This is a genomic window from Arthrobacter sp. B1805, from assembly GCF_002929745.1.
GTDB lineage: Bacteria > Actinomycetota > Actinomycetes > Actinomycetales > Micrococcaceae > Arthrobacter_D.
Map to the genome: position 1 here is coordinate 291272 of NZ_PJIQ01000002.1, position 23423 is coordinate 314694.

The following is a 23423-nucleotide window of genomic DNA, read 5'->3' on the forward strand; positions in this document are numbered from 1 at the left end:
ATGCACCTTCTCGAAAACCACGCCGATGTCCTGCCGGTCGACGCAGACGCAGCAACCCTCGTGGGCCGGGTCCTCGATCCCGAGGTCAACGGGCCGTGCGTCGTCGTCGTACGGGACCGCCGCGTCCACGACATCACGGACGACTTCCCCACCATGAGCGACCTGCTCGAATCCGCCGACCCCGCGGCACAGGTCGCGGCGGCGGAAGGAACCCGCAGCTGGGACCTCGACGACGTCCTGCGCAACTCGCTCGACGAGCGCGGCACCGGCGTCCGCCTCCTCGCTCCCGTCGACCTGTCCGTGCTGAAAGCGGCCGGAGTGACATTCGCGAACTCGCTCATGGAACGGCTGATCGAGGAACGCGCGGGCGGCGACAAGCATGCGGCCACCTCCTTCCGCGCCGAACTGGAGCAGCTCGTCGGAGCCGACCTCACGACGGTCCGGCCCGGCAGCGCCGACGCGGACGCCCTGAAGGCCGAACTGTCGGCCAAGGGCCTGTGGTCGCAGTACCTGGAGGTGGGACTGGGCCCGGACCCGGAGGTGTTCACCAAGGCACCCGTCCTCTCGGCGGTGGGCTGCGGCCAGGACATCGGTGTCGCGTCCGTCTCCACCTGGAACAACCCCGAACCGGAGGTCGCGATCCTCGTGACGTCCACGGGGCAGGTGGTCGGCGCGACCCTGGGGAACGACGTCAACCTGCGGGACGTCGAAGGCCGGTCAGCGCTGCTGCTGCCGAAGGCGAAGGACAACAACGCCTCCGCCGCCGTCGGCCCGTTCATCCGCCTGTTCGACGACGCATTCAGCCTCGACGACGTCCGGGCCGCCGAGGTCCGGCTCGAGGTACTGGGCGAGGACGACGGCTTCGTCCTCGACGGGGCCAGCTCCATGCCCCTCATCTCGCGGGACCCGGAAGAGCTCGCCCGGTACACGGTCGGGGATTCCCACCAATACCCCGACGGGATCCTGCTCTACCTCGGAACGCTCTTCGCCCCGACCGCCGACCGGGACGGTGCGGACATGGGATTCACCCACCATCCGCGCGACATCGTCAGGATCTCCAGCCCTCAGCTCGGCACCCTCGTCAACCGCGTCACCTCCTCGGAGGCGGCACCGCCCTGGGAATTCGGCATCCGCGACCTCATCCGCAGCCTCTCCGAGCGCGGCCTGGCCGCAACGGTGGGGGTACGGTGATGCGCATCGTCGTCACGGACCACAACTTCCGGGGACTCGACGACGAGCGCGCCGCCGCCGCAGCGCTCAGCGCCGGCTTCGAGGTGTACCAGGCAACCACGGAAGAGGCCGCACGCGAGGCGGTCCGCGGGGCCGACGTCGTCCTGGTGAACTTCGCGCCCATCACGGCGTCGGTGCTCGACGGGCTGCCGCCCGGCGCGGTCGTCATCCGGTATGGCATCGGCTACGACAACGTCGACCTCCAGGCGGCGAACGAGCGGGGGATCTCGGTCTGCAACGTCCCCGACTACGGCGCCGACACCGTGGCCGACCATACGCTGAGCCTGATCCTCGTCCTCGTGCGCAAGCTCGTGCAGTTCGATCGGGTGCTCAGTGGGGGAGGCTGGATCTCGCCGCCGTCCTTGGCTCCTATCCGTGCCTCCGCAGACACCACGGTCGGGCTGATCGGGCTGGGCCGCATAGGGCTCGGCGTCGTCGCCCGGCTCAAGCCCTTCGGGTTCCCCGTCCTGGCTTTCGACCCCTTTCTCGATCCGTCGGTCGCGGCCCACCACGGCATCGAGCTCGTGGACCTGGACACCCTCTTCCGCAGGGCGAACGTCGTCTCACTCCACGCACCTGCGACTCCGGACACCTACAAGGTCGTGAACGCGGAAAACCTGCGGAAGATGCAGCCGGGGTCCTTCGTCGTCAACACGGCGCGCGGGACTTTGGTCGACCAGGACGCCGTCCTGGCCGCCCTCGACGCCGGACAGCTCGCAGGAGCCGCCCTGGATGTCTTCGACCCGGAGCCCCTGCCCGCGGACCACGGATTGAGACGACATGCCAACGCGGTCCTGACGCCGCACGCAGCCTTCTACTCCGAGGCGTCACTGGCCGCGCTGCAACGGCTCGCCGCCGAGGAGGCGTACCGTGCAGGTCGGGGCGAGCGGCTACGCTGCCTCGTGAACCAGCCGGAGACAGCACAGACAGCATGAGCAGCATCGGAGAGGACTGACGGGCCATGAACAGCACGATTGAGGACACCCGGACCGAGGAACTCGAGCAGGTCCTGTCCGCGGCAGCGACTGCCGCGGATCCGTGGGCCGCGACGCCCGCCCGGAACCGGGCTGCGGCGCTTCGCGCCATCGCGGACCACCTGGACGGGGCGGCGGACACTCTCATCGACCTGGGGACCAGGGAGACCTTCCTTCCCGAGGCCCGCCTGCGCGGCGAGCTGAAGAGGACGACGTTCCAGCTCCGGCTCTTCGCCGAGGTGCTCGACGACGGCTCCTACCAGGACATCCGCATCGACACCGCGGACGAGCAGTGGCCCATGGGGGCTCCGCGCCCGGACCTGCGCCGGGTGCTGGAACCCGTGGGCCCCGTCCTGGTCTTCGCGGCCAGCAACTTCCCGTTCGCCTTCAGCGGGGCCGGCGGCGATACGGCTGCCGCCCTCGCGGCCGGGTGCCCGGTCATCCTCAAGGCCCACCCCGGGCATCCCGAGCTGTCGGTCGCGACAGCGGTCGTCATCCAGGCCGCCCTTCGTGACGCCGATGCTCCGTCCGGGCTGTACTCGGTCATCTTCGGCCTCGACGCCGGGCGCGCAGCCCTGGTGGATCCCCGGGTGCAGGCGGGATCCTTCACCGGATCGATCGCGGCAGGACGGGCGTTGTTCGATCTCGCCAACGCCCGCGAGACGCCCATCCCCTTCTTCGCGGAAATGGGCAGCGTGAACCCGACCTTCGTCACCAGGGCGGCCGCCCATGCCAGGGGTGCAGACATCGCCTCGGGCTTCTTCGCCTCCATGACGGCCAGTTCCGGGCAGCTGTGCACCAAGCCGGGCGTGCTCGTCGTCCCGGAGGACATGCTGGTCCACCTGCGCTCGCAGACGCCCCCGCCGCCGTCGCCACTGCTCAATGACGGGATCCAGGAAGGGTACGTCCGTTCCCTGCAGGAGCTCGTGTCCCACCCGGGCGTCGCGCCCCTGCTGGGAGGCGAGAAGGCCTTCTCGGATCCACCGGAAGCAACGCTCCTGGTAACGAGCATCGGGGATGTGCTGGGCGATCCTTCCGGCCTGCTCGCCGAGCGGTTCGGTCCGGCCGCGCTGGTCGTCACCTACCAGGACGAGGGCGATCTGCTGCGCCTGGCACGCGTGCTGGAGGGTCAGCTGACCGCGAGCATCCACGGCGAGGACGACGACGACGTGCAGGACCTCATTCGCGAACTCGCGAAGCGGGCCGGGCGCCTCCTCTGGAACCAGTGGCCCACCGGCGTGTCCGTCACGTACGCGCAGCACCACGGCGGACCCTACCCCGCGACCACCCAGGCCGGCACGACGTCCGTCGGAACCGCAGCCATCCTCCGGTTCCTCCGGCCCGTCGCCTACCAGGGCTTCCCGCAGTCCCGGCTGCCGGGGGTGCTGCGCGACGACGCCCCCACGCCGGTCCAGCGCATGCTCAACGGGAAGCTGGTGTCGGCGTGAGCATCATCCCGTTCCGCGGGCATGTCCCCGCAGTCCATGACACGGTGTTCGTCGCGTCGACGGCGTCACTGATCGGCGACGTCGTCCTCGGCCCGGGATCGAGCGTCTTCTACGGCGTCACCGTCCGTGCCGACACCGCGCCCATACGCGTGGGGGAGGGGTCCAACCTGCAGGACAACGTCGTCGTCCATGCAGACCCCGGGTTCCCCGCGACCATCGGTGACCGGGTCAGCGTGGGCCACAGTGCAGTCGTGCACGGCTGCACCATCGAGGACGACTGCCTGATCGGCATGAGCGCGACCGTCATGAACGGCGCGGTCATCGGCAGCGGGTCGCTGGTCGCAGCCGGCGCCGTGGTCCTGGAGGGCACATCGGTGCCACCGCGATCGCTCGTTGCGGGAGTGCCCGCGAAGGTGCGACGGCAGCTGAGCGACGACGAGGTAGCCGGCGTGAAGGCGAACGCGGAGCGGTACAGGAGCCTGGCCGAGGAGCACCGGGCGGCGCAGGGAGCCTGAGCCCGGCGCAGCCTTCAGCTGTCGCCCCCGAGCGCTCACGTTTCACGCCGAGGTGAGGGCGGTACTGAGTGCGACGCGGTCGATCGTGGCGCCCCACCCGTCACGGGTACCGCCCTCGATCAGGCTCCGCACTTCCTCGTCGTCGAGATGGTCGGAGAACGCGACCCCCAGCTCCAGCCGCGTTCCCTCCGGGGTATCCCGTAGCTCGAGGGTCACGACGGGTGCTTCCTGTTCGCGGGGGCCCGAGAGGTCGGGCCATCCTCCGGCTGCTCCCCACCGGAAGACCAGCCTCTCGTCGGGCACGATCTCGAGGTACACCCCGCCGGTCGGGTACTGGAGGTCCTCGGTGACCACCATCTGCTGGCGCCACGTCCCGCCTACCCGGAGGTCGACCTCGATGGGGGTCGTCGGCGTGGGCATCGCCGGGTTGTAGAACCACGCGAGGTGCTCCGGCTCGGTCCAGGCCCTGAACACCTGGTGGCGGGGCGCGCGCAGATCGCGGGTCAGCGTGAAACCGCGGGGAGTGCCGGCGCTGCTCATCGTGCGCCCTCTTCCGGCTGGGACTGGTCCGGCTGGGTCTGGTCCGGCTCGTAGCCGACGAGCCAGTGGACCCCATGTCGGTCGATGACCTGACCGTCCGACGCACCCCACGGCTTGGGCGCGAGAGGGTCGACGACCGTTCCACCGGCAGCAAGCCTGTCGAACCACTCGTGCAGGATCTGTGGTTCGGCTGTGCCGAGCAGCGAGAGCATCATCCCCTCGCAGCGCATTGCCGCCTCCCCTGCTGCCGCGTCCGCTCCCGCGAGGGAGACGACGCCGTCGAGTACTCCGTGGGCGACGGCGTCGGGCGGACCGTCCGTCCTGCCGAAGTCCTCGTACGTGAAGAGCGATGCGGTGCCGCCGAAGACCTCGGCGTAGAACCCGAGCGCTTCTCGCGCGGTCCCTGGAAAACTGATGTAGATCTGGGGTGACGACATGCTGCGCTCCTCGTGCCACGTGATGTGGCGTTGCTCTGACCCTATGTCCGTGCGGCAACAGATAGGCGGAAACCGTCGGGCGAATTCATCGGCGCAGAGGAAAGTCCTGTTCATCTGTTGGTTGATCCACCGTGCAGGGAGTTTAACCGGCGAATCCTAGTGTCGGGATGCCACTAACCCCCAGCGAAGGACCACCCCATGAGAGCCTCCCGTCCCACCGTGCTGATCACGGCCCTTCTGGTCCTTGCCGCGACAGCGCTCGGAACAGCTCCTGCCAACGCGGAGCGGCCGCACGACCGGTTCGACCTCCAGGCCCACAGGGGCGGCACGGGACTCTTCACTGAAAGCACCCTGGCGAGTTTCGGGAACGCCCTGGCACTCGGGGTCACCACCCTGGAACTGGACACGCAGGTCACGGCCGACGGCGCCGTCGTGGTCACCCATGATCGCCAGATCAGCGCAGCAAAGTGCCGCGACACAGCTCCGGCCACCCCCGGCGATCCGGAGTTCCCCTATGTGGGGAAATACATCACCAACCTCACGCTGGAGCAGGTGAAGACGGTGGAGTGCGGGCATCGGCAACTGCCCCAGTTCCCTGACCAGCAGCTGGCGACCGGTCCGATGATCGAACTGGCCGACGTGTTCACGCTGGTCAAGCAGTACCGGGCGAACACCGTGATGCTGAACATCGAGACCAAGGTCGAGGCCGGCGCTCCCCACGAAACCGCGCCACGTGAGGAGTTCGTCGCCGCGGTGCTCGGCGAGATCCACGAGCACCGCATGGACCGCCAGGTGAGCATCCAGAGCTTCGACTGGGGGTCCCTGCGCCTGGTGGAGGAGCTCGACCCGTCCCTGCCCCGTGTTGCCCTGACCAACGGCAGCTTCCTCCAGGTCGGCCAGCCGGGGGCCTCGCCATGGCTCGGAGGGCTCGACGCCGACGACTTCGACGGGGACCTCGTCGCGCTGGCGCGGGAACTGGGAGTGGACGCCATCTCACCCGTGCACGGCAACCCACAGGGCGGGAAGATCGGCGACCCCGGCTACCAGCCCTACGTCACTGCGGAAATGGTCTCCGATGCGCACCGCGCCGGCATGGAGGTGATCCCGTGGACCGTCGACGACCCCGCCACGATGCGCTACCTCATGGGCCTCGGGATCGATGGGCTCATCACGGACCGTCCCGATCGCCTGCGGGACATGATGGCCGAGCGAGGGATGAAGCTGCCGAAGCAGTTCTCCGTCCCCGGAGCCAAGGGCTGACCGATCGACGCCGTACGCGGGCAGGCTGAGCCGGGGCTGCCGAGCTAGCCCGCCGCCGGGTGGACGACCGCCAGCGGCAAGCTGCCGCAGGGCCGCACCAGAAGCCGCTCCCCGACGTGCAGGGGAGCCCGTGGCTGGACGAACCGCGGGGCTTCCAGTTCGCCGCGACTCGGCAGGGCGGCGTCATCCTCTGCGCTGATGTCCGAGGTGCGGGGTACCGCGCCGGGCGCCAGGAGGGTCCCGGCCGCTACCTGTACCTCGGCGGAGACGATGACGCGCCCCGCGTGGTTCACGAGCGCGGCGGCGGGGTGCAGTTTCCGGAGCGCGGGAAGCAGGAGCGGCTCCAGCGATTCGACGAAGACATCGGCGCCCGCTACTCCGACGCGCCTGCCGCCCGCGAGGACGGGAACCGTCATGGTCATCGTGTATTCGTCGGTGCAGAGGAAATCGACGTACGGTCCGGTGACATGGGCGTACCCGGTATCCATCGGCCTGGTGAACCACTCCCGCCGCGTGTAGGCGGCCGAGGCGGAGGCGACGGCGGGCAGCACCAGGCGCTCCATCGCCTTACCCTGCCACCACGCCATATGCCAGGCGGCGTCAGCCATCGCATGCTCGGCCGCCACGAACCCCGCACCGACCACCGGCCACTGCCCGCTGTTGATCAAGCCGGCGGCCAGAGGCTGGGTGACGGCGTTGACCGCCTTGGTGGACGGAGGCCGCAGCGGGTCGTCGAAGAGGGCCCCGAGTGCCGGCACCCAGGTCGAGACCTGCGCGAGGATGCCGTCGAAGAAGCCGCCCACCTCGTCGAGGGGATGCGTACCGCGTGCCACGTAGCGGTCAGTCGTCGAACTCATCCCGTCCTCCTCTGGGCGTTTGCCGGCATCATCCCCGGCGTAGCGGTAAGCCGTGCGTGTTCATCGATCAGGGCGACCAGTGCGGTGGAGATCTGCTCCACCACGGTCGTGCGGGCCTCGGCGGCATCGCCCGCAGCGACGGCGTCTGCAATGCGCTCGCACAACCGCACCATCCCGGCGTCGAACTCCTCGTCCTCGTGGAGCAGCGACAGCAGTGGGCCGAACGCCTTATAGAGCCGGACGAATTCACGGGTCAGTCGGGCGGACTGGCTCAGCGCCGCCAACTCGAGCAGGAACTCGCCCACGAGCGATCCGCTCAGCCCGAACCGGCCGGAGCCGCGCAGGATGCGTCGCAGGGTCTCCGCCTCGTCGGGGCCCGCGAAGTCGGCGGCGAGTTCCGCTGCGGTTGCCGCGATGGCACGGTAGTGGATCGCGAGGTCGCGCAGCTCTACGCGGCTCATTCCGCTCAGGCGGTCACGGACGAGTTCACCACGACGACCCAGGGGAACCGTGATGAAGGTTCCGCCGTCGCGGCCGCGGCGCGTGGCGACCAGGCCGCGTGACCGGAGACCCACCAAAGCCTCCCTGACCGTCACCGTCGCCACGCCCATGGACGAGGCGAGCTCGGCCTCACTGGGGAGCCGGTCGCCATCCGCGAGCACACCGGCAGAGATTCCCTCGATGATCCGGTCCTCGACGCGTTGTGCTCTCCCGCCCTCGCCGAGCGGGGCGAAGACAGCGGCGAGCAGCCGCTGGCGGGGCGACGCGTCGTGGGGCATGCGCTTCATCCTTCCAGACCGCTGTTCATGGGATCGGCAGTCCCTCCTGCCAGGTCGCTTGCCGGGCCTTCCGTAACAAGAAATTTACCTGACGTGACCAACTTAACATCTAACATCTGCTTTCATAGGTAATGCATGACCTGTAGTCCACGTCACACTCGTACTCCGAAAGGCCAGAGCCCGTGCAAGCAACAGCCGCTTCCGGCGCCGCTTCCCTCGTCAGCGCGGCAGCTGCCGTCACTCCTGCCATCTCCCTGCAGAACGTCGTCAAGACCTTCGGCGAGTTCACCGCCGTCAAGGGTCTGGACCTCGACATCCGGCAGGGCGAGTTCTTCTCATTGCTGGGGCCGTCGGGGTCCGGCAAGACCACGGTGCTGCGTATGATCGCCGGCTTCGAACTTCCGTCATCGGGCCGTATCGACCTCGCCGGCCGGGACGTGACGCGCAAGGCGCCCTTCGAGCGGGACGTGAACACCGTCTTCCAGGACTATGCGCTGTTCCCGCACCTCAGCGTCGCCGAGAACGTCGGGTACGGCCTCAAGCTCCGCAGAACCAGCCGCGGGGATCGCCGACGGCTGGTGGCCGAAGCGCTGGAGATGATCCGCCTGCCCCACGTCGCGGACCGGTTGCCCTCCCAGCTGTCCGGAGGGCAGCGCCAGCGCGTAGCCCTGGCCCGCGCGTTGGTGTTGCGGCCCCAGGTGCTGCTGCTCGACGAACCGCTCGGAGCCCTGGACAAGCAGCTGCGCGAGCAGATGCAGGTCGAGCTGAAGCAGATCCAGCGCACCGTCGGCATCACCTTCGTCTTCGTGACGCACGACCAGGAGGAAGCACTCACCCTCTCCGATCGCGTCGCCGTCTTCAACGAGGGCCTGGTCGAACAGGTAGGCACGCCGGAGGATCTGTACGAGAGGCCGAGCAGTCGGTTCGTGGCCTCGTTCCTGGGCAACACGAACCTCGTCGAGGGCGAGCTCGCCCGAGGGCTTACCGGATCGGACGCACTGCTGAGCATCAGGCCCGAGCGGATCCGCATCCGGCAGCCGGATGAGCCGCTCGAAGCGGCCGGGATGTCCAGCGTCGAAGCGGTGATCGAGGAGATCGTCTACACCGGCCCGAGCACCCGCTTCGTGGCACGGACCTCGGCAGGCCAGAAACTCATCGTCCAGGAGCAGAACGACTCGCGCGCCTCGAGTGCACATCGCGGCGACCGCGTGCGGCTCGAGTGGTCCTCCAGGTTCAACTACACCGTCTAGCCCCCGATACTTCCAACCCACGACGCACCCTCAAGGAAAGGCACACCCATGAAGATCACGAAGGCACTGCCACTGGCAGTGCTCGCCTCACTCTCGCTGGCACTGACCGCCTGCGGCGGTTCCGCTCCCACACCCGCTGCGTCCGGCGGCATCGAAGTCCCCGACATCCCCGCCGCCACCGAGGTCGGAGAGGGCGAGGGTGAAGTCAACATCATCGCGTGGGCCGGGTTCGTCGAGGACGGCTCCACCAATCCCGAGGCCGACTGGGTCAGCGAGTTCGAGGACCAGACCGGCTGCGTCGTGAACCGCAAGGTCGGCGCCACCAGCGACGAGATGGTCCAGCTGATGCGCACGGGTGAGTACGATCTCGTCTCGGCATCCGGCGACGCATCCCTCCGCCTGATCGCAGGCGGCGACGTCGCCCCGATCAACACCGACTTGATCCCCAACTTCGGCAACATCGTGGAGGGGCTGAAGGGCCAGATCTACGACACGCTCAACGGCAAGAGCTACGGTGTGCCGATCGGCCGCGGCGCGAACGTCCTCATGTACAACACCGCAGCCGTTCCCGAGGCGCCGGACTCCTGGGAGGCCACCTGGGACCCGAACAGCGAGTACGCCGGTGAGATCATGGCTTACGATTCGCCGATCTTCATCGCCGACGCAGCCGTTTACCTGATGGCCACGCAGCCCGAGCTCGGCATCACCAATCCCTATGCGCTGGACAAGGAGCAGCTCGCTGCCGCCGTCGAGCTGCTGAAGGGGCAGAACGAGATCGCCGGCGAGTACTGGAACGACGCGCTGAAGGCGGTTTCCTCCATCTCCTCGGGCACGGCAGCGCTGGGCACCGGCTGGCAGGTCATCGTCAACATCGCGCAGGCCGACGGCGGCGAGGTGGCATCGGTCCTGCCGAAGGAGGGAGCCACGGGCTGGTCGGACACATGGATGCTCGCCGCCGAGACGGAGAACCCGAACTGCGCCTACAAGTGGATGGACTGGGCGTCCTCGGCGGAGGTGAACGCGCAGATCGCGCAGAACTTCGGGATGGCGCCGGCGAACGCCCTGGCCTGTGAGGGCTCGACGAAGAACGAGGAACACTGCGCCACCTTCCACGCCACGGACGAGGAGTACTACAAGCAGGTGTGGATGTGGACGACGCCCGTCGAGGAGTGCATCGACGGTCGCACCGACGCCACCTGCACCAACTACCAGGAGTGGACCAAGGCCTGGACCGAGATCAAGGGCTGAGCCTGCCGTCACCGGCAACCAGGACAGCAGGGGTGCGGCGTGTGGTGACCGCCGGCGTCGCGCCCCTGCCCTGGTTCCACCGGTGTTCCATCGCGCGACGCCGTCCCGGCGTCCGCGTACACCATCAGCACCGCACCCGAAGGAGAGCGGCGGGGACCACCGCCGAAAACCGTCATGGCAGCACCAACCATCAAGCCGGATATCACCTCCGACAGCACGCAGGCGCCTGTCGCGGCCCGCAGCGGCACCGGCGACACCATCTCGCGAGTGCTGCACGCGCGGCCGAAACTGAGGCTGGCCGGACTCCTGGCCCTGCCGCTGGCGTGGCTCGGCGTGCTCTACATCGGCTCGCTGATCCTGCTGTTCGTCACGGCGTTCTGGACGACGGATACCTTCACGTCGAAGGTTGTTCCTGCGTTCACGCTGGAGAACTTCGTCGAGATCGTGACCGTCCCGGCCTACCAGCTGACGGCGCTGCGCACCATCGGCATCGCGCTGGCGGTCACGGTGTTGTGCGCGGTCCTGGCCCTTCCGCTGGGGCTGTACATGGCGAAGGTGGCCTCACCGCGCATGCGGGCGATGCTGGCCATCGGCATCACGCTGCCGCTGTGGGCCGGCTATCTCGTGAAGGTGTTCTCCTGGCGGATCACGTTCATGAGCGGTGGGCCGCTGGACTGGCTGCTCGCACCGTTCGGCCTGACCGGGCCGGGATACGGGACTGCTGCGCTGATCATCACCCTGGCCTACCTCTGGTTCCCGTACATGGCGGTCCCGGTGTACTCGGCCTTCCGCCAGATCCCCGACAACCTCTTCGATGCCTCGTCCGACCTCGGCGCGAAACCCTGGGCCACCGTCCGCACCGTGGCGGTGCCGCTGCTCAAGCCCGCCTTCATCGCGGGGTCCATCTTCACCTTCTCCTTGAGCCTCGGCGACTACATCGCCGCGCAGTTCGTCGGAGGCAAGACGCAGGTGATCGGCACCGTCATCGCCTCCAACATCAACCTGAACCCGCCCCTGGCCGCCGCTTTCGGCACCGTCCCGATCGTCGTCGTCGTCCTGTACCTCTTCCTGGCCCGTAAATCCGGCGCCCTCAAGCAGCTCTAGGAGCCATGCCGATGAGACTCTCCCGCTCCGCAAAAATCACGCTGCGGATCTTCGCTGCCGCGGTGATGGCTGCCATCTACCTGCCGCTCCTGCTGGTGATCGTGAACTCGTTCAACGCCACCACCTCCGGGGCGTTCCCGATCACCGACTTCACCACGCGGTGGTGGGAAGCGGCCTTCACCAACGAGGGAGTGCGCGAGGCGCTGTGGACCTCCCTGCGCGTCGCCACGGTCGCTACGGTGATCGCCCTGCTCCTCGGCGCGATGATCGCCTTCGCCTTGTCGCGCTACGAGTTCTTCGGGAAGAACACCGTCAACCTGCTCGTCGTGCTGCCCATCGCACTCCCCGGCATCGTCACCGGCGTGGCGCTGAACAACACATTCAAGACCGTCCTGGAACCCTTGGGTATCGGGCTCGGCCTGTTCTCCGTGATCGTCGGCCATGCCACCTTCTGCATCGTCATGGTCTTCAACAACGTGCAGGCGCGGCTGGGCCGGATGAACAGGGGCCTCGAGGAGGCGGCCATGGACATGGGCGCGAACGTGATCAGGGCGTTCTTCACCGTGACCCTGCCCGGCTTCAAGTCCGCCTTCCTGGCCGGCGGGCTCCTGGCCTTCGCGCTGAGCTTCGACGAGATCGTCGTGACGACGTTCACGGCTCCGCCGGGAACCGAGACCCTGCCGATCTGGATCTTCAACAACATGGCACGCCCCAACCAGGCTCCGGTCGTCAACGTCATTGCTGCCGTCCTGGTGCTGCTGTCGATGATCCCGGTCTACCTGAGCCAGAGGATGACCGGGGACGACAGGAAATAGGTCGCGGCGATCGGCCCCTGGGCATGCCGCCGACGGCACGATGAAAGGTCGCCGGGCCGCTCAGGTGCCGCAGTATGTCGTATACGCCCCGAAGTCGTCCGGGGCTCCAGCGGCGTAGCGCTCCAGCCCCGGACGCTCGTCGAACGGCCTGGCGACGACGTCGACCAGGCGCGTCATCGGTTCGAGGTCCCCGGCGGTCGCGGCTTCGAGCGCCTCCTCCACGAGGTGGTTCCGCGGGATGTAGACCGGATTCACGCGGTCCATCGCGTCGGCGTCCGGCCCGAGAGCCAGCCACCGCTCGGCCCAGGCATCGAAGGCAACGACGTCGAGCACCCGGTCCCGCGCCGGCCGTGCGTCGCCGCGCACCGCGGAAGCCAGTCCACGGAAAAATGCCGTGTAGTCGACGTGGTTCTCCTGCAGGAGCGCGAGCACGTCGTTCGCGAGCGGCGATGCGACCTCGTCCTCGACGCCGTCGGGCAGCCCCAGCTTGGCCTTCATGCCCGCGAGCCAGGCGCTGCTGTACTGCGGGCGGAACGCTTCGAGCGCCCCGACGGCGAGCTTGACCCCCTGCTCCTGGTCGTCGTCGATGAGCTGCAGGAGCGCTTCGGCGAGGCGAGCCAGGTTCCATTCGGCGATCAGCGGCTGGTTGGCATAGGCGTAGCGGCCGCCGTGGTCGATGGAGCTGTAGACCGTGGAGTAATCGAATACGTCCATGAAGGCGCAGGGCCCGTAGTCGATGGTCTCGCCGGAGATGGTCATGTTGTCCGTGTTCATGACGCCGTGGATGAACCCGACGAGCATCCACTGCGCCACGAGCGAGGCCTGCGCGGCGATGACGGACTCGAAGAGTGCCAGGTAGGGGCGCTCGGCGGAGGCCGCGGCCGGGTAGTGGCGGCTGATCGCGTGATCGGCGAGGCGCTTCAGGAGGTCGAGGTTCCCCGTGGCCGCCGCGTACTGGAAGCTCCCGACGCGCAGGTGGCTGCCGGCCACGCGCGTCAGGACGGCGCCGGGAAGCATCGTCTCGCGGCGCACCTCGCGACCCGTGGCCACGACGGCGAGCGATCGCGTGGTGGGGATGGCAAGCGCCTGCATCGCTTCGCTCACGATGTACTCCCGGAGCATGGGGCCGACGGCGGCGAGGCCGTCGCCGCCACGGGCGAAGGGCGTGCGGCCGGACCCCTTCAGGTGGATGTCCCGGAGCCGCCCCTCGACGTCGGTCACCTCGCCGAGAAGCAGTGCGCGTCCGTCGCCGAGACGCGGATTGAAACTGCCGAACTGGTGGCCGGAATAGGCCTGCGCCACCGGCGTCGCGCCCTCGGGGACCGAGGTGCCGATCAGCAGTGCGAGTCCCTCGGGGGAGCGGAGGACCTCCGGTTCGAAGCCGAGTTCTGTGGCGAGCTGCTCATTGAGGGCGAGGAGGCGGGGCTCGGGCGCCTTGTCGGCTCCCCATGAGACCGCCATCTCGGGCAGTTCGCGGGCGAAGCGCCCGCCGAAGGTCACCTTGGAATCTGTAGGCACGCTCATTCCACCACCGTACGCCCGCGCGCAGAAGGCCCGCCCGGCACACCGGATGCTGGCCGGAATGCCCGTGCGGTCGTAAACTGCTAAGCACCCTGAATTTCCGGGGTTTGCAGGCGGAAATCGAAGGAGATCATCATGGGCATCAGCAACATGGTCAAGAACGCGGCCGGGCGCTACCTCGGAAGGTCCGGCACCGGCATGACGCCGACAACCGGGCGGACCAGGGGCGGCGGGCTGGGTGCAGGTGGCCTCGGCTCCGGCGGTCGCGGCACGCCCGTTCCGTCGGGCAAGGTCGGCGGCATCCTCCGCAACCTGCTCAACCGCCGCTAGCACGACGCTCGGGCCTGCCCCTCAGGGAATAGGGCCCGAGCGCCCCGTGGTTGCACTGAACATGCATATCGAAATCTGGTCCGACGTCAAGTGCCCGTGGTGCTATGTGGGCAAGCGCCGCTTCGAGAAGGCGCTCGCCGACTTCCCGCACCGCGACAGCGTCGAGGTCACCTGGAAGAGCTACCAGCTGGACCCCACGCTGCCCGACCACTACGACGGCACCGAACAGCAGTACCTCGCGGAGCGCAAGGGCATCGCCCCCGAGCAGGTGCGGCAGATGTGGCAGCACCTCGCGCAGCAGGCCGAGGGTGAGGGCCTGCACTTCGACTTCGACCGCATCGTGGTGGGCAACAGCTTCACAGCGCACCGCTTCCTGCACCTTGCAAAGTCCCACGGGCTCGGCGACGCCGCCAAGGAGGCCATCATGGCGGCGCACTTCGAGCGGGGCCTGGACACGTCCGACGTCGAAGTCCTCGTCTCCCTCGGCACGGTCATCGGGCTCGATGAGGACGAGATCCGCGCGACCATCGCCGGTGGCCGCTTCACCGACGACGTGCGCCGCGACATCGAGGAGGCCCGGACCCTCGGGGCCCAGGGCGTGCCGTTCTTCGTCGTCGACCGCAAGTACGGGATCTCCGGGGCGCAGCCGACGGAGCTGTTCCGGCAGGCGCTCGACCAGGCGTGGCAGGAATCGCACCCGCTCGTGGCACTGACGCCGTCGGCCGATGGCCCTGCCTGCGGCCCGGACGGCTGCTAGCGCTCCACGGCAGGACGACGGCGGCTGCGTGGTCCGCCGTCGCCCGCAGGCCCGAAGCCCTGCGCCATCTTCCGCAATTCCTCCTGCACCCGCGTCAGCTCCCGCTGGCGCTGTGCCTGCAGCTCCTCGGCGTCCAGCCGTCGGTTCCGCCCGGGCTCGGGAGCACCGTTTTCGGCGCGCGGCGCGCCCGACCCTTCCTGCAGCGGATCGAAGAACAACCCTTCGCGATGCATTGAACCCCCTCAGCCTCCGGTTTCTGCTCCGACACTAGCGCGGCCGTGTTTCCGGCTTCTTTCGTGGTGCGTGGGCCCTTGGTCAGCCGAGCCCGGACAGGCGCGCGACCACTGTGGCGCCGTCGTCGATCCTGGTGATGGCCCACCCGACGCCGCCGACCGCATAGAGCGAGACAGGTACCAGCAGGCACCACTCCCGCACGGAGCCCGCATTTCCGAGTACCGGCACCGCGATGTTGCCGTTGGGCCGCCACACCTGCGAGACCACCGGCAGGTGTGCGAGGCTCCGCGGCCGTCGCAGCCGGAAGGGGTAGACGGGGTTGCATCCGCCGGTCGTCAGCATGTCGCCGAGGATATGGACGACGACTCCGATGCCAACCGCCAGCGGGAACCAGAACTGCTCCTCGGGTGCAAAGGCCGTGACGAAGGCCCCGGCGGTCAGGCCCACGGCCCAGGGAGACCTCCGCATGCTGTCGGGAATCATCTTCAGGGCCTTCGCCGCGAAGGAGACGAGCAGCACCGTCAGGAGGCCCGCACCCGGATAGACGGTGCCGAAGTCCACCGTGTCGACGGTCCAGAGCCCGGCCACGAAGGCGACGGCGACGAACGCGGCGACGCCGAGGAGCGAGTGGGTGCCGCGGCGGTGACCGCCGGCAATGGCGCCGATCCCCGCGCACAGCAGGTTGGACAGTGGCGGCAGGGAGTGAGCGATCGTGGCGCTGTGGTGATCGGCGTCGGGCAGGAGCGCCGCACCCGCGGTCACGAGCGCTCCGGTGACCACGCCGACCGGACTGACGTCCAGCACGCCGAACCCGAGGGTGACGGACTCCGGAAGGATCGGCAGGAACCGCCCGGCGTGGACCTCGATCTGGGTGGTGGCGGCAACCCAGGCGGCGGCGCCGCAGGCAGCGTGGTGGGCGCCCATCATGGCGGGAGTCCTTTCAGTGGGACCGCGCCGGCTGCGGAATCGGCCGGCGCAAAGTCCCATCCTGACGCGTGCCACCCCCATTCTTCGAACCCGCGTGACCCCCCCGCAGCTGCGTCGATATGGGTCCTGGCACCCCGGGGCAGGACGTCCATGATCGGAGGTGGAGCAGGTGCTGGCACAACGGAGATGCTGGACTGTAACCTCGGTATGCGCGCCCGCGTCGTCCTGTTCCGAGTGGAACCTGTTGACGCAGAACGGGGGCGCTGATTTCTTTCATGGCCGGAACGGGAATTGAGCTGAAGGGTGGAACCATGTCCGGACTCGAGGTACCCAAGCATCCCGAGGGTCCCGTCAGTACGGGCATACTGGCGTGACGTCTTCCTGGGAGCTGAACCGCTTGGGCTCGACGGACGTGAAGGTAAGTCCCATCACGCTCGGTGGGGCACCCCTCGGCAGTATGCCTGCGAATTTCGGGTACGAGGTTTCAGAGCGTGAAGCGATCGACCTCGTCTGCGCAGTACTCGACAGTGATATCCGGACGATCGACACCTCGAACGGTTACTCGGACGGCCAGAGCGAGGAACGCATCGGCAAAGGCATCGCCGAATATGGCGGATTACCCGACGATGTAGTTGTTGTGACGAAGGTCGACGCGAAGGGCACCGATTACAGCGGGGACAGAGTGCGACAATCCCTGCACGAGAGTCGGCAGAGGCTCGGCATCGATACACTTCCGCTGGTACACCTCCACGACCCCGAGTTCCATGACTTCAGTGAGCTGACCGCAAAGGGTGGTGCTGTTTCCGCACTTGTAGCGGCGCGCGAAAGTGGCGAGATCAGGCATCTGGGTCTTGCCGGAGGGGACGTGCATGAGATGGCGCGCTATCTGGAGCTCGGCGTCTTCGATGTGCTGCTGGTGCACAACCGGTGGACTCTGGTTGATCGGAGCGCCGGGGACATCATCGCGCGTGCGACGGAACTCGGTGTAGCCGTGGTGAATGCCGCTGTCCTGGGTGGCGGCATCCTGGTTGACTCCAGCGGGACGAACACGTCGTACGGATACCGCCCAGCCACGGCCGTGACCCTTGCCTCGATCGCCCGCATGCGCGAGGTCTGCCGCGCCTGGAATACCGATCTCGCTACCGCAGCAATTCGCTTCTCGACTCGCGAGCCGCGCATCAGTACGACGATCGTCGGTATCAGCAAAATAGGTCGAATCGAGCCGACGATCGAGGCGGCCACCGCAAACCTGCCCGATGAGTTCTGGAACGAACTCGAGATGCTCGTACCGACCGCCGAGAACTGGCTGGACGCCCCTCTGGTCTGAGCACGACTGATCCACCTGTCCTGAAGCCGCCCCCTACAGCCCCGACGAAGGAGACTGAGGAATCATGCCTCTCATCCGCTCGAACAAGCACGAAGACCGCGCCGAACTGCGAACCCAGACCGGTGCCGTCATGCTCGGCGCCCACTCCTCGACGGCAACCGATGCGCACGCCCAGGAGGTCTGAGGTGAAGCGATCCGACTTTCCGACCTCATTCGTCTGGGGCACCGCGACTGCGTCCTACCAGATCGAGGGTGCCGTGGCCGAAGACGGCCGCGGCGAGAGCATTTGGGATACGTTCAGCCGCAGACCTGGTGCCATTGCGGATGGCCAGACCGGCGATATAGCCGACGATCACTATCACCGTGCGGCTGAGGATGTCTCGGTCATGGCAGACCTCGGTGTCGACGCGTACCGTTTCTCGATTGCGTGGCCCCGTATCCAGGCGAACGGCACCGGTGCCGCGAACCACACCGGCCTGGCCTTTTATCGTGACCTCGCCGAAAGGTTGCTGGCACGCGGGATCACGCCGTGGGCGACGCTGTACCACTGGGATCTCCCGCAGGCTCTGGAAGAACGCGGCGGTTGGCTCGAACGCGACACCGCATACCGGTTCGCTGAATACTCGGCGAAGGTTACCGATGCCCTGGGGGATGTGATCAGCAATTGGATCACTCTCAACGAGCCGTGGTGCTCGTCGTTCCTCGGGTACGCAGCTGGCGTCCATGCACCGGGCCGCCAGGAGGGCACTGTCGCCGCACGGGCGGCGCATCACCTGTTGCTGGGGCATGGCCTGGCCCTGCCGGAGATCCGAAGGGCCGTCCCCGACGCGAACGTCGGGATCAGTCTCAATCTCTATTCGATCCGGGCGGCTTCCGAGAGCCCGGCGGATCTCGATGCGGCCCGGCGTATCGATGGGCTCGGCAACAGGTTCTTCCTCGACCCGGTGCTGAGGGGAAGCTATCCCGAGGATGTGCTGTCCGACCTGGGCGAGGGCGCCTGGTTCCATGACAACGCGGCGCCCGCGGATCTGGCGAGCATCTCGGCTCCGATCGATTTCCTGGGCATCAACTATTACAGCCGGCATACTCTCAGGGCGGGGGCTGCCGGCACCGAGGCCAGTGCTTACCCCGGAAGCGAGTTCGTCGAGTTCGTCGACACGGGAGCCGACAAGACGCAGATGGGATGGGAAATTCATCCCGATGGTCTTGTCGACGTGCTCGAGATGGCACACAGCGGTGCGCCGGAGCTACCCCTGTACATCACGGAGAACGGGTCGGCGTACGAGGACGTCGTCGGTGATGACGGAACCATTGATGACCCTGGACGCGCGGAGTACCTGCGCCAGCATGTCGCTGCCTGCCTCGAAGCCCGGCAGCGGGGTCTTCCCCTGGGCGGCTACTTCGTGTGGTCGCTCATGGACAACTTCGAGTGGGCTTGGGGGTACAGCAGGCGTTTCGGGATTGTCCACGTTGACTACGACACGCAGGTGCGCACCCCCAAGACCAGCGCGCGCTGGCTCACGGCGTTCCTGGCGGGAAACGCCGACACTTCGGCTTGAGCGAACGCGTCGGCGGAGTCTCCACTCCGCGGACGCGGAAATGTCCTGCCCGCTCCGATCGAAGTCCCATCGAACGACGAATAGTTCCAGCTGCCCTGTTCTGGTGTGGGCGTCCTAGGGAACGGGAGGGGTGCTCGCTCTGATGGTAAGTTCCGCAGGGTAGATGAAGGGAGGGTGCTGGATTGCGGGATCGTCCAACTTCTGGAGGAGCAACTCTGCGGCTTTGGCTGCCATGGCGGCTATGGGTTGGGTGATCGTTGTCAGGGGGACAGCGGTGTCCGCGGCGATTGCGTGGTTGTCATAACCGACCAGGGCGACACCATCCGGGACCGAGTAGCCCTTGGCGATCAATGCGTTCATGACACCAAGAGCCATGAGGTCCGATGCGGCGAAGATGGCATCGAGGTGTGGAGCGTCATCAAGCAGACGCAGGGCGGCTTCCTGCGCACCAGCAGTGGAGAAATCGGCATGAGCTACAGGCCCTTGCTGCAGCCCGGCTTCACGCAACCCTTCCGTCCAGCCCGCCAGCCGGTCCGTTGCTACGGTCATGTCCGCGGGGCCTGCTATGGTTCCCAGTCGCTTCCGACCGGTGGACGCAAGATGGTGCGCGGCGAGGCGCCCGCCTTCGTAGTTGTCCGTGTCGACGTACGTCACGTCGATCGATGTGTCCCAGGGCCGTCCGATGAAGACGATGGGAAGCCCGGTTCCCGCAAGGGACTTCGCCCAGGAGTCGGCCTTGTGGTGGGAGACCACGATGGCCCCGTCGACGTGCCCGCCGCGCAGGTAGCGCAGCGCTCGGGAGGAGTCGTCGTCGTTCCTCGACATCAGCAGGACCAGCTGCATGTCGGTCTCGCGGAGAGCCTCCGAGATACCGGTGATGACGATGGCGAAGAAGGGATCCATCATGACGCGGACGTCGGGCTCCGGAATGACCAGGGCAATCGAGGACGTGCGGCGGGTTACCAGGCTCCGTGCCGCTTGATTCGGGATGTAGCCGAGAGCAGCGACGGCGCGGTCCACTGCGGCACGAGCCTGCGGGCTGACCTTGTAGCCCCCGTTGATTGCACGCGACGCGGTGGAGCGCGACACCCCAGCAGCGACGGCCAGGTCCTCCAGCGTGGGGTTGCCTGGTCGTTTTGCCGTGGGGTGACCGGTCCCGAGCGTCTGAGTCTCCATCAAGTAGACAATACGACACCGATGGCGGGTTCTTCCCTGCAGTCCGGCGGCGTTCTGGAGGCGGTGCGGTGTGCGTGCCGGAACGCGATCGCCCGCACAAAGCGGCACGTGCCTCAGCGGAATTACCCGACGACAGTGGGTTGACGATGTGATGCACAGCACACATACTTTCATGGGAGCGCTTCCACAAAGCGTCACTGCAGGTCTCCCAGCATCCTCACTCACTGCCCGAAGGAGCGCAGATGTTCAAACGTTCGCTAGTGTCCCTGTCCAAGATGGGGGCGATGGTGGCGGCGACATCCTTTGCCGCCATATCACTCTCCGCGACTGCTGCGTCCGCTGACATAGCAGACGGAACGCAGTTCTATGTAGAACAGCAGAGCCACTACCAGGAAGCACTGCAGCAGTCCGCCAAGCTGCGAGCGTCCGGAGACCACCGGTCTGCCGAGCAACTCAGGAAGCTCATCTCCACCCCGCAGGCTGTCTGGGTAACATCAGGCACCCCCAAGGAGGTCGAGCAGCAAGTCCGTCAGACCACTCATCGAGCTGAGGGCAAGGGGCAGGTCCCTGTGCTGTCCGCCTACAACCTGCCGTTCAGGGATTGCTCCCAGTACTCGGCTGGCGGCGCGTCCTCCGTCGACGAATACAAGGCATGGATCGACGGGGTTGCTGCCGGCATCGAGGATCGCGAAGCAGTAATCATCCTCGAGACCGACGGACTGGGAATCATTCCCTGGTACACGCCCTTCAACAGTGAGAACCCTGAGTGGTGCCAGCCCGCCGAAGCTGATCCAGAAACCGCCGCAGCTGAACGCTTCGAGATGCTCAACTACGCGGTCGATACCCTCAAGGCACTGCCGGAAACGAGCGTCTACCTCGATGGGACGCACAGCGGTTGGCTGAGCGTCGGGGACGCAGCAGACAGGCTCGTCAAGGCAGGGGTTCAGGACGCCGACGGATTCTTCCTGAATGTCTCCAACTACGAGTTGACCGAGAAGCAGCTCAAGTTCGGCACGTGGATCTCCAAGTGCATCTACTACGCGACGGAGATCGACCCGGGGAACTTCGGGGCCTGCGGAAGCCAGTACTACCCGGCGTCCTCGAATGACTTCTCGACCTGGGCGCTGACCGACGCTTGGTACGCGACGCACGTCGACAGTGCCGCTCCCGCTGAAGACGAGCTCGCCCATTTCGTGATCGATACGAGCCGTAACGGGCAGGGTCCGTGGACTCCCACACGCAGCTACCCGGACCCCCAAACCTGGTGCAACCCGCCAGCCAGAGGCCTGGGCATCACCCCGACCACGGACACCGGGAACGTGCTCGCCGACGCTTTCCTCTGGGTGAAGGTGCCCGGAGAATCCGACGGTGAGTGCGGCCGCGGCCTCGGTGCCGGAGCGGTGGATCCCGAGTGGGGAATCGTCGATCCTGCAGCAGGGGCCTGGTTCGCGGAGCAAGCGCTCGACCTGATCAAGCACTCGAGCCCGACGTTCGGGCGCTGAAGCCCCGTAGCGACACGCAGTAGCAACCACACGGAAGCGGCTTCCTTCAGTCTGAAGGAGGCCGCTTTCGTGGGTAATGCTCTGCGGGCCAGGGAGTGGGATCGAGTAGCGGACGGGTCATCTGTTGACATGCAAGAGAAGACCAAGTTAGTCTCGTCACATTAGTGAGAGCGCTCCCAAAGGGCGATCCCAGCTCTCCAACTTTTCACACACAAAGGAGTGACCGTGAGTTTTTCACGACCAGCCACCGCAGCTGCTGCTATGGCCAGCGCAGTGGCACTTGCCCTCGTAGCCACCGGATGTGCAGGTGGAGGAAACGAGGGTGGCGGTTCGGGTGAGGATGGAAACATCACCCTGACCGTGACGACCTTCGGCACCATGGGCCTCGATGCGTTGTATGAGCAGTACCAGTCCGAGAACCCGAACATCACCATCGAGGCGAGCAACATCGACACCGGCGGCAACGCCCGGACCGACACCTTCACCAAGCTTGCCGCTGGGTCCGGCCTCTCCGACGTCGTAGCGATCGAGGAGGGCTGGCTCGGATCCGTCATGGAAGTCTCCGACCAGTTCAGCGATCTGCGCGACTTCGACATGGAAGAGCGGCAGGGCGACTGGCTCGACTGGAAAGTCCAGCAGGTCACTGACTCCGAGGACCGCATCATCGGGTACGGTACCGACATCGGGCCGGCAGGGCTCTGCTACAACTCGGCGGCGTTCGAGGCTGCAGGCCTGCCGACTGACCGCGAAGAAGTCGCCGAACTGTTCGGCGGCGACGACGCGACCTGGGACCGCTTCTTCGAACTCGGCCGTGAATACAAGGAGAGCACCGGCAAGGCCTGGTACGACCACAATGGCTTCGTCTGGAATTCCATGGTGAACCAGCTCGAGGAGGGCTACTACACCGCTGATGGCGAGCTGAACGTCGAGGACAATGCAGAGCTCAAAGAGCGGTTCGGCTGGATCTCTGATGCATCCGAGGACGGTCTCTCGGCCGCTCAGACGGCTTGGGACTGGAATGGCGGCAAAGCGTTCACCGACGAGACCTTCGCGACCTTCGTTTGCCCGGGCTGGATGCTCGGCGTGGTGCAGGGCCAGCTCGAAGCCGGCGGCGGCGGACCTGACACCGGTTGGGACTTCGCCGACGTGTTCCCCGGCGGATCGGTCAACTGGGGCGGTTCCTGGCTGACCGTGCCGACCACCTCCGAGCACCCGGAGGAGGCGGCCGCACTCGCATCATGGCTGACCCAGCCTGAGCAGCAGCTCGCTGCTTTCGAAGCGGCCGGCGCCTTCCCCAGCACCACAGAGGCCCAAAGCGATCTGGCCGCGAATCCGGAGCCGAATGAGGTCTTCAACGGCGCTCCCGTGGGCCCCATCCTCGTTGACCGCTCACAGGGCGTCGTCGCCCAGTTCAAGGGACCGGACGACTCGCTCATCCAGGAGAACGTCTTCGGCCCACCGCTGCAGAAGTTGGAGCGCGGCGAGGCGAACGAGCAGGAGGCCTGGCAGGAAGCACTGACGCTGCTCGACGAACTTGTCGGCTAAGTAGCTTGGAGTGCCGGATGGCCTTCGGGATTCTCTCCTGAAGGCCATCCGACCAGCTTTCCCCGGCTGCTTCGCCAGCCTCTAGAAC

23 protein-coding genes are annotated in these 23423 nt (G+C 67.0%); 15 read left to right on the forward strand and 8 right to left on the reverse strand.

All coding sequences use genetic code 11. The annotated features are described in order from the left end of the window. Genes CXQ96_RS04005 through CXQ96_RS04020 form a run of 4 tightly spaced genes read left to right on the forward strand, consistent with a single transcriptional unit; the run spans position 1 to position 4167 of the window. Positions 1 to 1191 carry a fumarylacetoacetate hydrolase family protein gene (locus CXQ96_RS04005; protein ID WP_104116733.1) on the forward strand — a complete coding sequence of 397 codons (1191 nt, stop codon included), beginning with the start codon at positions 1 to 3 and terminating at the stop codon, positions 1189 to 1191. After that, positions 1191 to 2165: a C-terminal binding protein gene (locus CXQ96_RS04010; protein ID WP_104116734.1), complete on the forward strand. Its 975-nt coding sequence runs from the start codon at positions 1191 to 1193 to the stop codon at positions 2163 to 2165. The genes CXQ96_RS04005 and CXQ96_RS04010 overlap by 1 nt, the downstream gene beginning before the upstream one ends. A gap of 26 nt (positions 2166 to 2191) precedes the next feature. Beyond that, positions 2192 to 3652 carry an aldehyde dehydrogenase (NADP(+)) gene (locus tag CXQ96_RS04015; RefSeq protein WP_181036344.1) on the forward strand — a complete coding sequence of 487 codons (1461 nt, stop codon included), beginning with the start codon at positions 2192 to 2194 and terminating at the stop codon, positions 3650 to 3652. Further along, a complete protein-coding gene (locus tag CXQ96_RS04020; RefSeq protein ID WP_104116735.1) occupies positions 3649 to 4167 on the forward strand; it encodes a gamma carbonic anhydrase family protein in 519 nt (172 codons plus the stop codon). The genes CXQ96_RS04015 and CXQ96_RS04020 overlap by 4 nt, the downstream gene beginning before the upstream one ends. A gap of 42 nt (positions 4168 to 4209) precedes the next feature. On the opposite strand, the gene CXQ96_RS04025 is transcribed toward CXQ96_RS04020, so the two are convergent. Both CXQ96_RS04025 and CXQ96_RS04030 read right to left on the reverse strand, forming a co-directional pair. Beyond that, entirely contained in the window at positions 4210 to 4707 is a 498-nt protein-coding gene (locus tag CXQ96_RS04025; RefSeq protein WP_104116736.1) for an SRPBCC domain-containing protein, read from the reverse strand. Further along, on the reverse strand, positions 4704 to 5144 hold the full coding sequence (locus CXQ96_RS04030) for a VOC family protein (RefSeq protein ID WP_104116737.1): 441 nt from the start codon (positions 5142 to 5144) through the stop codon (positions 4704 to 4706). The genes CXQ96_RS04025 and CXQ96_RS04030 overlap by 4 nt, the downstream gene beginning before the upstream one ends. 198 nt (positions 5145 to 5342) lie before the next feature. On the opposite strand from CXQ96_RS04030, the gene CXQ96_RS04035 reads away from it, so the two are divergent. Beyond that, positions 5343 to 6404, forward strand: a complete 1062-nt coding sequence (locus tag CXQ96_RS04035; RefSeq protein ID WP_104116738.1) for a glycerophosphodiester phosphodiesterase family protein — start codon at positions 5343 to 5345, stop codon at positions 6402 to 6404. Positions 6405 to 6448: 44 nt separating this feature from the next. Here CXQ96_RS04035 and CXQ96_RS04040 read toward each other — a convergent pair whose 3' ends face one another. Next, a complete protein-coding gene (locus CXQ96_RS04040; protein ID WP_104116739.1) occupies positions 6449 to 7261 on the reverse strand; it encodes a cache domain-containing protein in 813 nt (270 codons plus the stop codon). Continuing rightward, a complete protein-coding gene (locus tag CXQ96_RS04045; RefSeq protein ID WP_181036345.1) occupies positions 7258 to 8040 on the reverse strand; it encodes a winged helix-turn-helix domain-containing protein in 783 nt (260 codons plus the stop codon). The genes CXQ96_RS04040 and CXQ96_RS04045 overlap by 4 nt, the downstream gene beginning before the upstream one ends. Positions 8041 to 8288: 248 nt before the next feature. On the opposite strand from CXQ96_RS04045, the gene CXQ96_RS04050 reads away from it, so the two are divergent. The 4 genes from CXQ96_RS04050 (at position 8289) to CXQ96_RS04065 (ending at position 12457) form a co-directional block, all read left to right on the forward strand. Beyond that, entirely contained in the window at positions 8289 to 9290 is a 1002-nt protein-coding gene (locus CXQ96_RS04050) for an ABC transporter ATP-binding protein (protein WP_308662471.1), read from the forward strand. Positions 9291 to 9338: 48 nt separating this feature from the next. Then, the gene (locus CXQ96_RS04055) at positions 9339 to 10538 is read left to right on the forward strand and encodes an extracellular solute-binding protein (protein WP_104116742.1); all 1200 of its coding nucleotides are present in this window, start codon (positions 9339 to 9341) and stop codon (positions 10536 to 10538) included. A gap of 174 nt (positions 10539 to 10712) precedes the next feature. Next, positions 10713 to 11642 carry an ABC transporter permease gene (locus CXQ96_RS04060; protein ID WP_104116743.1) on the forward strand — a complete coding sequence of 310 codons (930 nt, stop codon included), beginning with the start codon at positions 10713 to 10715 and terminating at the stop codon, positions 11640 to 11642. A gap of 11 nt (positions 11643 to 11653) precedes the next feature. Then, positions 11654 to 12457, forward strand: a complete 804-nt coding sequence (locus tag CXQ96_RS04065) for an ABC transporter permease (RefSeq protein ID WP_104116794.1) — start codon at positions 11654 to 11656, stop codon at positions 12455 to 12457. Between the two features lie 60 nt (positions 12458 to 12517). Here the strand turns inward: CXQ96_RS04065 and CXQ96_RS04070 are convergent, their stop codons facing one another. Further along, positions 12518 to 13981 (reverse strand): YdiU family protein, encoded by a 1464-nt coding sequence (locus CXQ96_RS04070; protein WP_104116744.1) that lies wholly within the window; start codon positions 13979 to 13981, stop codon positions 12518 to 12520. 132 nt (positions 13982 to 14113) lie between these two features. On the opposite strand from CXQ96_RS04070, the gene CXQ96_RS04075 reads away from it, so the two are divergent. Both CXQ96_RS04075 and CXQ96_RS04080 read left to right on the forward strand, forming a co-directional pair. Further along, positions 14114 to 14308 carry a hypothetical protein gene (locus tag CXQ96_RS04075; RefSeq protein WP_104116745.1) on the forward strand — a complete coding sequence of 65 codons (195 nt, stop codon included), beginning with the start codon at positions 14114 to 14116 and terminating at the stop codon, positions 14306 to 14308. 61 nt (positions 14309 to 14369) lie between these two features. Beyond that, entirely contained in the window at positions 14370 to 15065 is a 696-nt protein-coding gene (locus CXQ96_RS04080) for a DsbA family protein (protein ID WP_104116795.1), read from the forward strand. On the opposite strand, the gene CXQ96_RS04085 is transcribed toward CXQ96_RS04080, so the two are convergent. After that, positions 15062 to 15298, reverse strand: coding sequence for a hypothetical protein (locus CXQ96_RS04085; RefSeq protein ID WP_104116746.1), 237 nt, complete (start codon positions 15296 to 15298; stop codon positions 15062 to 15064). The genes CXQ96_RS04080 and CXQ96_RS04085 overlap by 4 nt on opposite strands. A gap of 82 nt (positions 15299 to 15380) precedes the next feature. Further along, positions 15381 to 16226: a metal-dependent hydrolase gene (locus CXQ96_RS04090; protein ID WP_104116747.1), complete on the reverse strand. Its 846-nt coding sequence runs from the start codon at positions 16224 to 16226 to the stop codon at positions 15381 to 15383. A gap of 397 nt (positions 16227 to 16623) precedes the next feature. Between CXQ96_RS04090 and CXQ96_RS04095 the strand changes: the two genes are divergently transcribed. After that, the gene (locus CXQ96_RS04095; protein WP_258058829.1) at positions 16624 to 17553 is read left to right on the forward strand and encodes an aldo/keto reductase; all 930 of its coding nucleotides are present in this window, start codon (positions 16624 to 16626) and stop codon (positions 17551 to 17553) included. 185 nt (positions 17554 to 17738) lie between these two features. Beyond that, positions 17739 to 19112, forward strand: coding sequence for a GH1 family beta-glucosidase (locus tag CXQ96_RS04100; RefSeq protein ID WP_308662457.1), 1374 nt, complete (start codon positions 17739 to 17741; stop codon positions 19110 to 19112). A gap of 114 nt (positions 19113 to 19226) precedes the next feature. Here the strand turns inward: CXQ96_RS04100 and CXQ96_RS04105 are convergent, their stop codons facing one another. Continuing rightward, the gene (locus tag CXQ96_RS04105) at positions 19227 to 20288 is read right to left on the reverse strand and encodes a LacI family DNA-binding transcriptional regulator (RefSeq protein WP_104116750.1); all 1062 of its coding nucleotides are present in this window, start codon (positions 20286 to 20288) and stop codon (positions 19227 to 19229) included. Between the two features lie 242 nt (positions 20289 to 20530). On the opposite strand from CXQ96_RS04105, the gene CXQ96_RS04110 reads away from it, so the two are divergent. Both CXQ96_RS04110 and CXQ96_RS04115 read left to right on the forward strand, forming a co-directional pair. Further along, positions 20531 to 21790 carry a glycoside hydrolase family 6 protein gene (locus tag CXQ96_RS04110; RefSeq protein ID WP_258058831.1) on the forward strand — a complete coding sequence of 420 codons (1260 nt, stop codon included), beginning with the start codon at positions 20531 to 20533 and terminating at the stop codon, positions 21788 to 21790. 261 nt (positions 21791 to 22051) lie between these two features. Further along, positions 22052 to 23335, forward strand: coding sequence for an ABC transporter substrate-binding protein (locus CXQ96_RS04115; protein WP_104116751.1), 1284 nt, complete (start codon positions 22052 to 22054; stop codon positions 23333 to 23335). Positions 23336 to 23423: the final 88 nt, after the last annotated feature.

Bases quoted from the DNA above. Each gene is read 5' to 3' on its own strand.
- CXQ96_RS04045 (WP_181036345.1), bottom strand. From the start codon at position 8,040: ATGCCCCACGACGCGTCGCCCCGCCAGCGGCTGCTCGCCGCTGTCTTC.
- CXQ96_RS04105 (WP_104116750.1), bottom strand. From the start codon at position 20,288: ATGGAGACTCAGACGCTCGGGACCGGTCACCCCACGGCAAAACGACCA.
- CXQ96_RS04010 (WP_104116734.1), top strand. From the start codon at position 1,191: ATGCGCATCGTCGTCACGGACCACAACTTCCGGGGACTCGACGACGAG.
- CXQ96_RS04005 (WP_104116733.1), top strand. From the start codon at position 1: ATGCACCTTCTCGAAAACCACGCCGATGTCCTGCCGGTCGACGCAGAC.
- CXQ96_RS04090 (WP_104116747.1), bottom strand. From the start codon at position 16,226: ATGATGGGCGCCCACCACGCTGCCTGCGGCGCCGCCGCCTGGGTTGCC.
- CXQ96_RS04040 (WP_104116739.1), bottom strand. From the start codon at position 7,261: ATGAGTTCGACGACTGACCGCTACGTGGCACGCGGTACGCATCCCCTC.
- CXQ96_RS04085 (WP_104116746.1), bottom strand. From the start codon at position 15,298: ATGCATCGCGAAGGGTTGTTCTTCGATCCGCTGCAGGAAGGGTCGGGC.
- CXQ96_RS04080 (WP_104116795.1), top strand. From the start codon at position 14,370: ATGCATATCGAAATCTGGTCCGACGTCAAGTGCCCGTGGTGCTATGTG.
- CXQ96_RS04015 (WP_181036344.1), top strand. From the start codon at position 2,192: ATGAACAGCACGATTGAGGACACCCGGACCGAGGAACTCGAGCAGGTC.
- CXQ96_RS04035 (WP_104116738.1), top strand. From the start codon at position 5,343: ATGAGAGCCTCCCGTCCCACCGTGCTGATCACGGCCCTTCTGGTCCTT.
- CXQ96_RS04075 (WP_104116745.1), top strand. From the start codon at position 14,114: ATGGGCATCAGCAACATGGTCAAGAACGCGGCCGGGCGCTACCTCGGA.
- CXQ96_RS04115 (WP_104116751.1), top strand. From the start codon at position 22,052: ATGGCCAGCGCAGTGGCACTTGCCCTCGTAGCCACCGGATGTGCAGGT.
- CXQ96_RS04030 (WP_104116737.1), bottom strand. From the start codon at position 5,144: ATGTCGTCACCCCAGATCTACATCAGTTTTCCAGGGACCGCGCGAGAA.
- CXQ96_RS04055 (WP_104116742.1), top strand. From the start codon at position 9,339: ATGAAGATCACGAAGGCACTGCCACTGGCAGTGCTCGCCTCACTCTCG.
- CXQ96_RS04060 (WP_104116743.1), top strand. From the start codon at position 10,713: ATGGCAGCACCAACCATCAAGCCGGATATCACCTCCGACAGCACGCAG.
- CXQ96_RS04110 (WP_258058831.1), top strand. From the start codon at position 20,531: ATGTTCAAACGTTCGCTAGTGTCCCTGTCCAAGATGGGGGCGATGGTG.
- CXQ96_RS04065 (WP_104116794.1), top strand. From the start codon at position 11,654: ATGAGACTCTCCCGCTCCGCAAAAATCACGCTGCGGATCTTCGCTGCC.
- CXQ96_RS04070 (WP_104116744.1), bottom strand. From the start codon at position 13,981: ATGAGCGTGCCTACAGATTCCAAGGTGACCTTCGGCGGGCGCTTCGCC.
- CXQ96_RS04025 (WP_104116736.1), bottom strand. From the start codon at position 4,707: ATGAGCAGCGCCGGCACTCCCCGCGGTTTCACGCTGACCCGCGATCTG.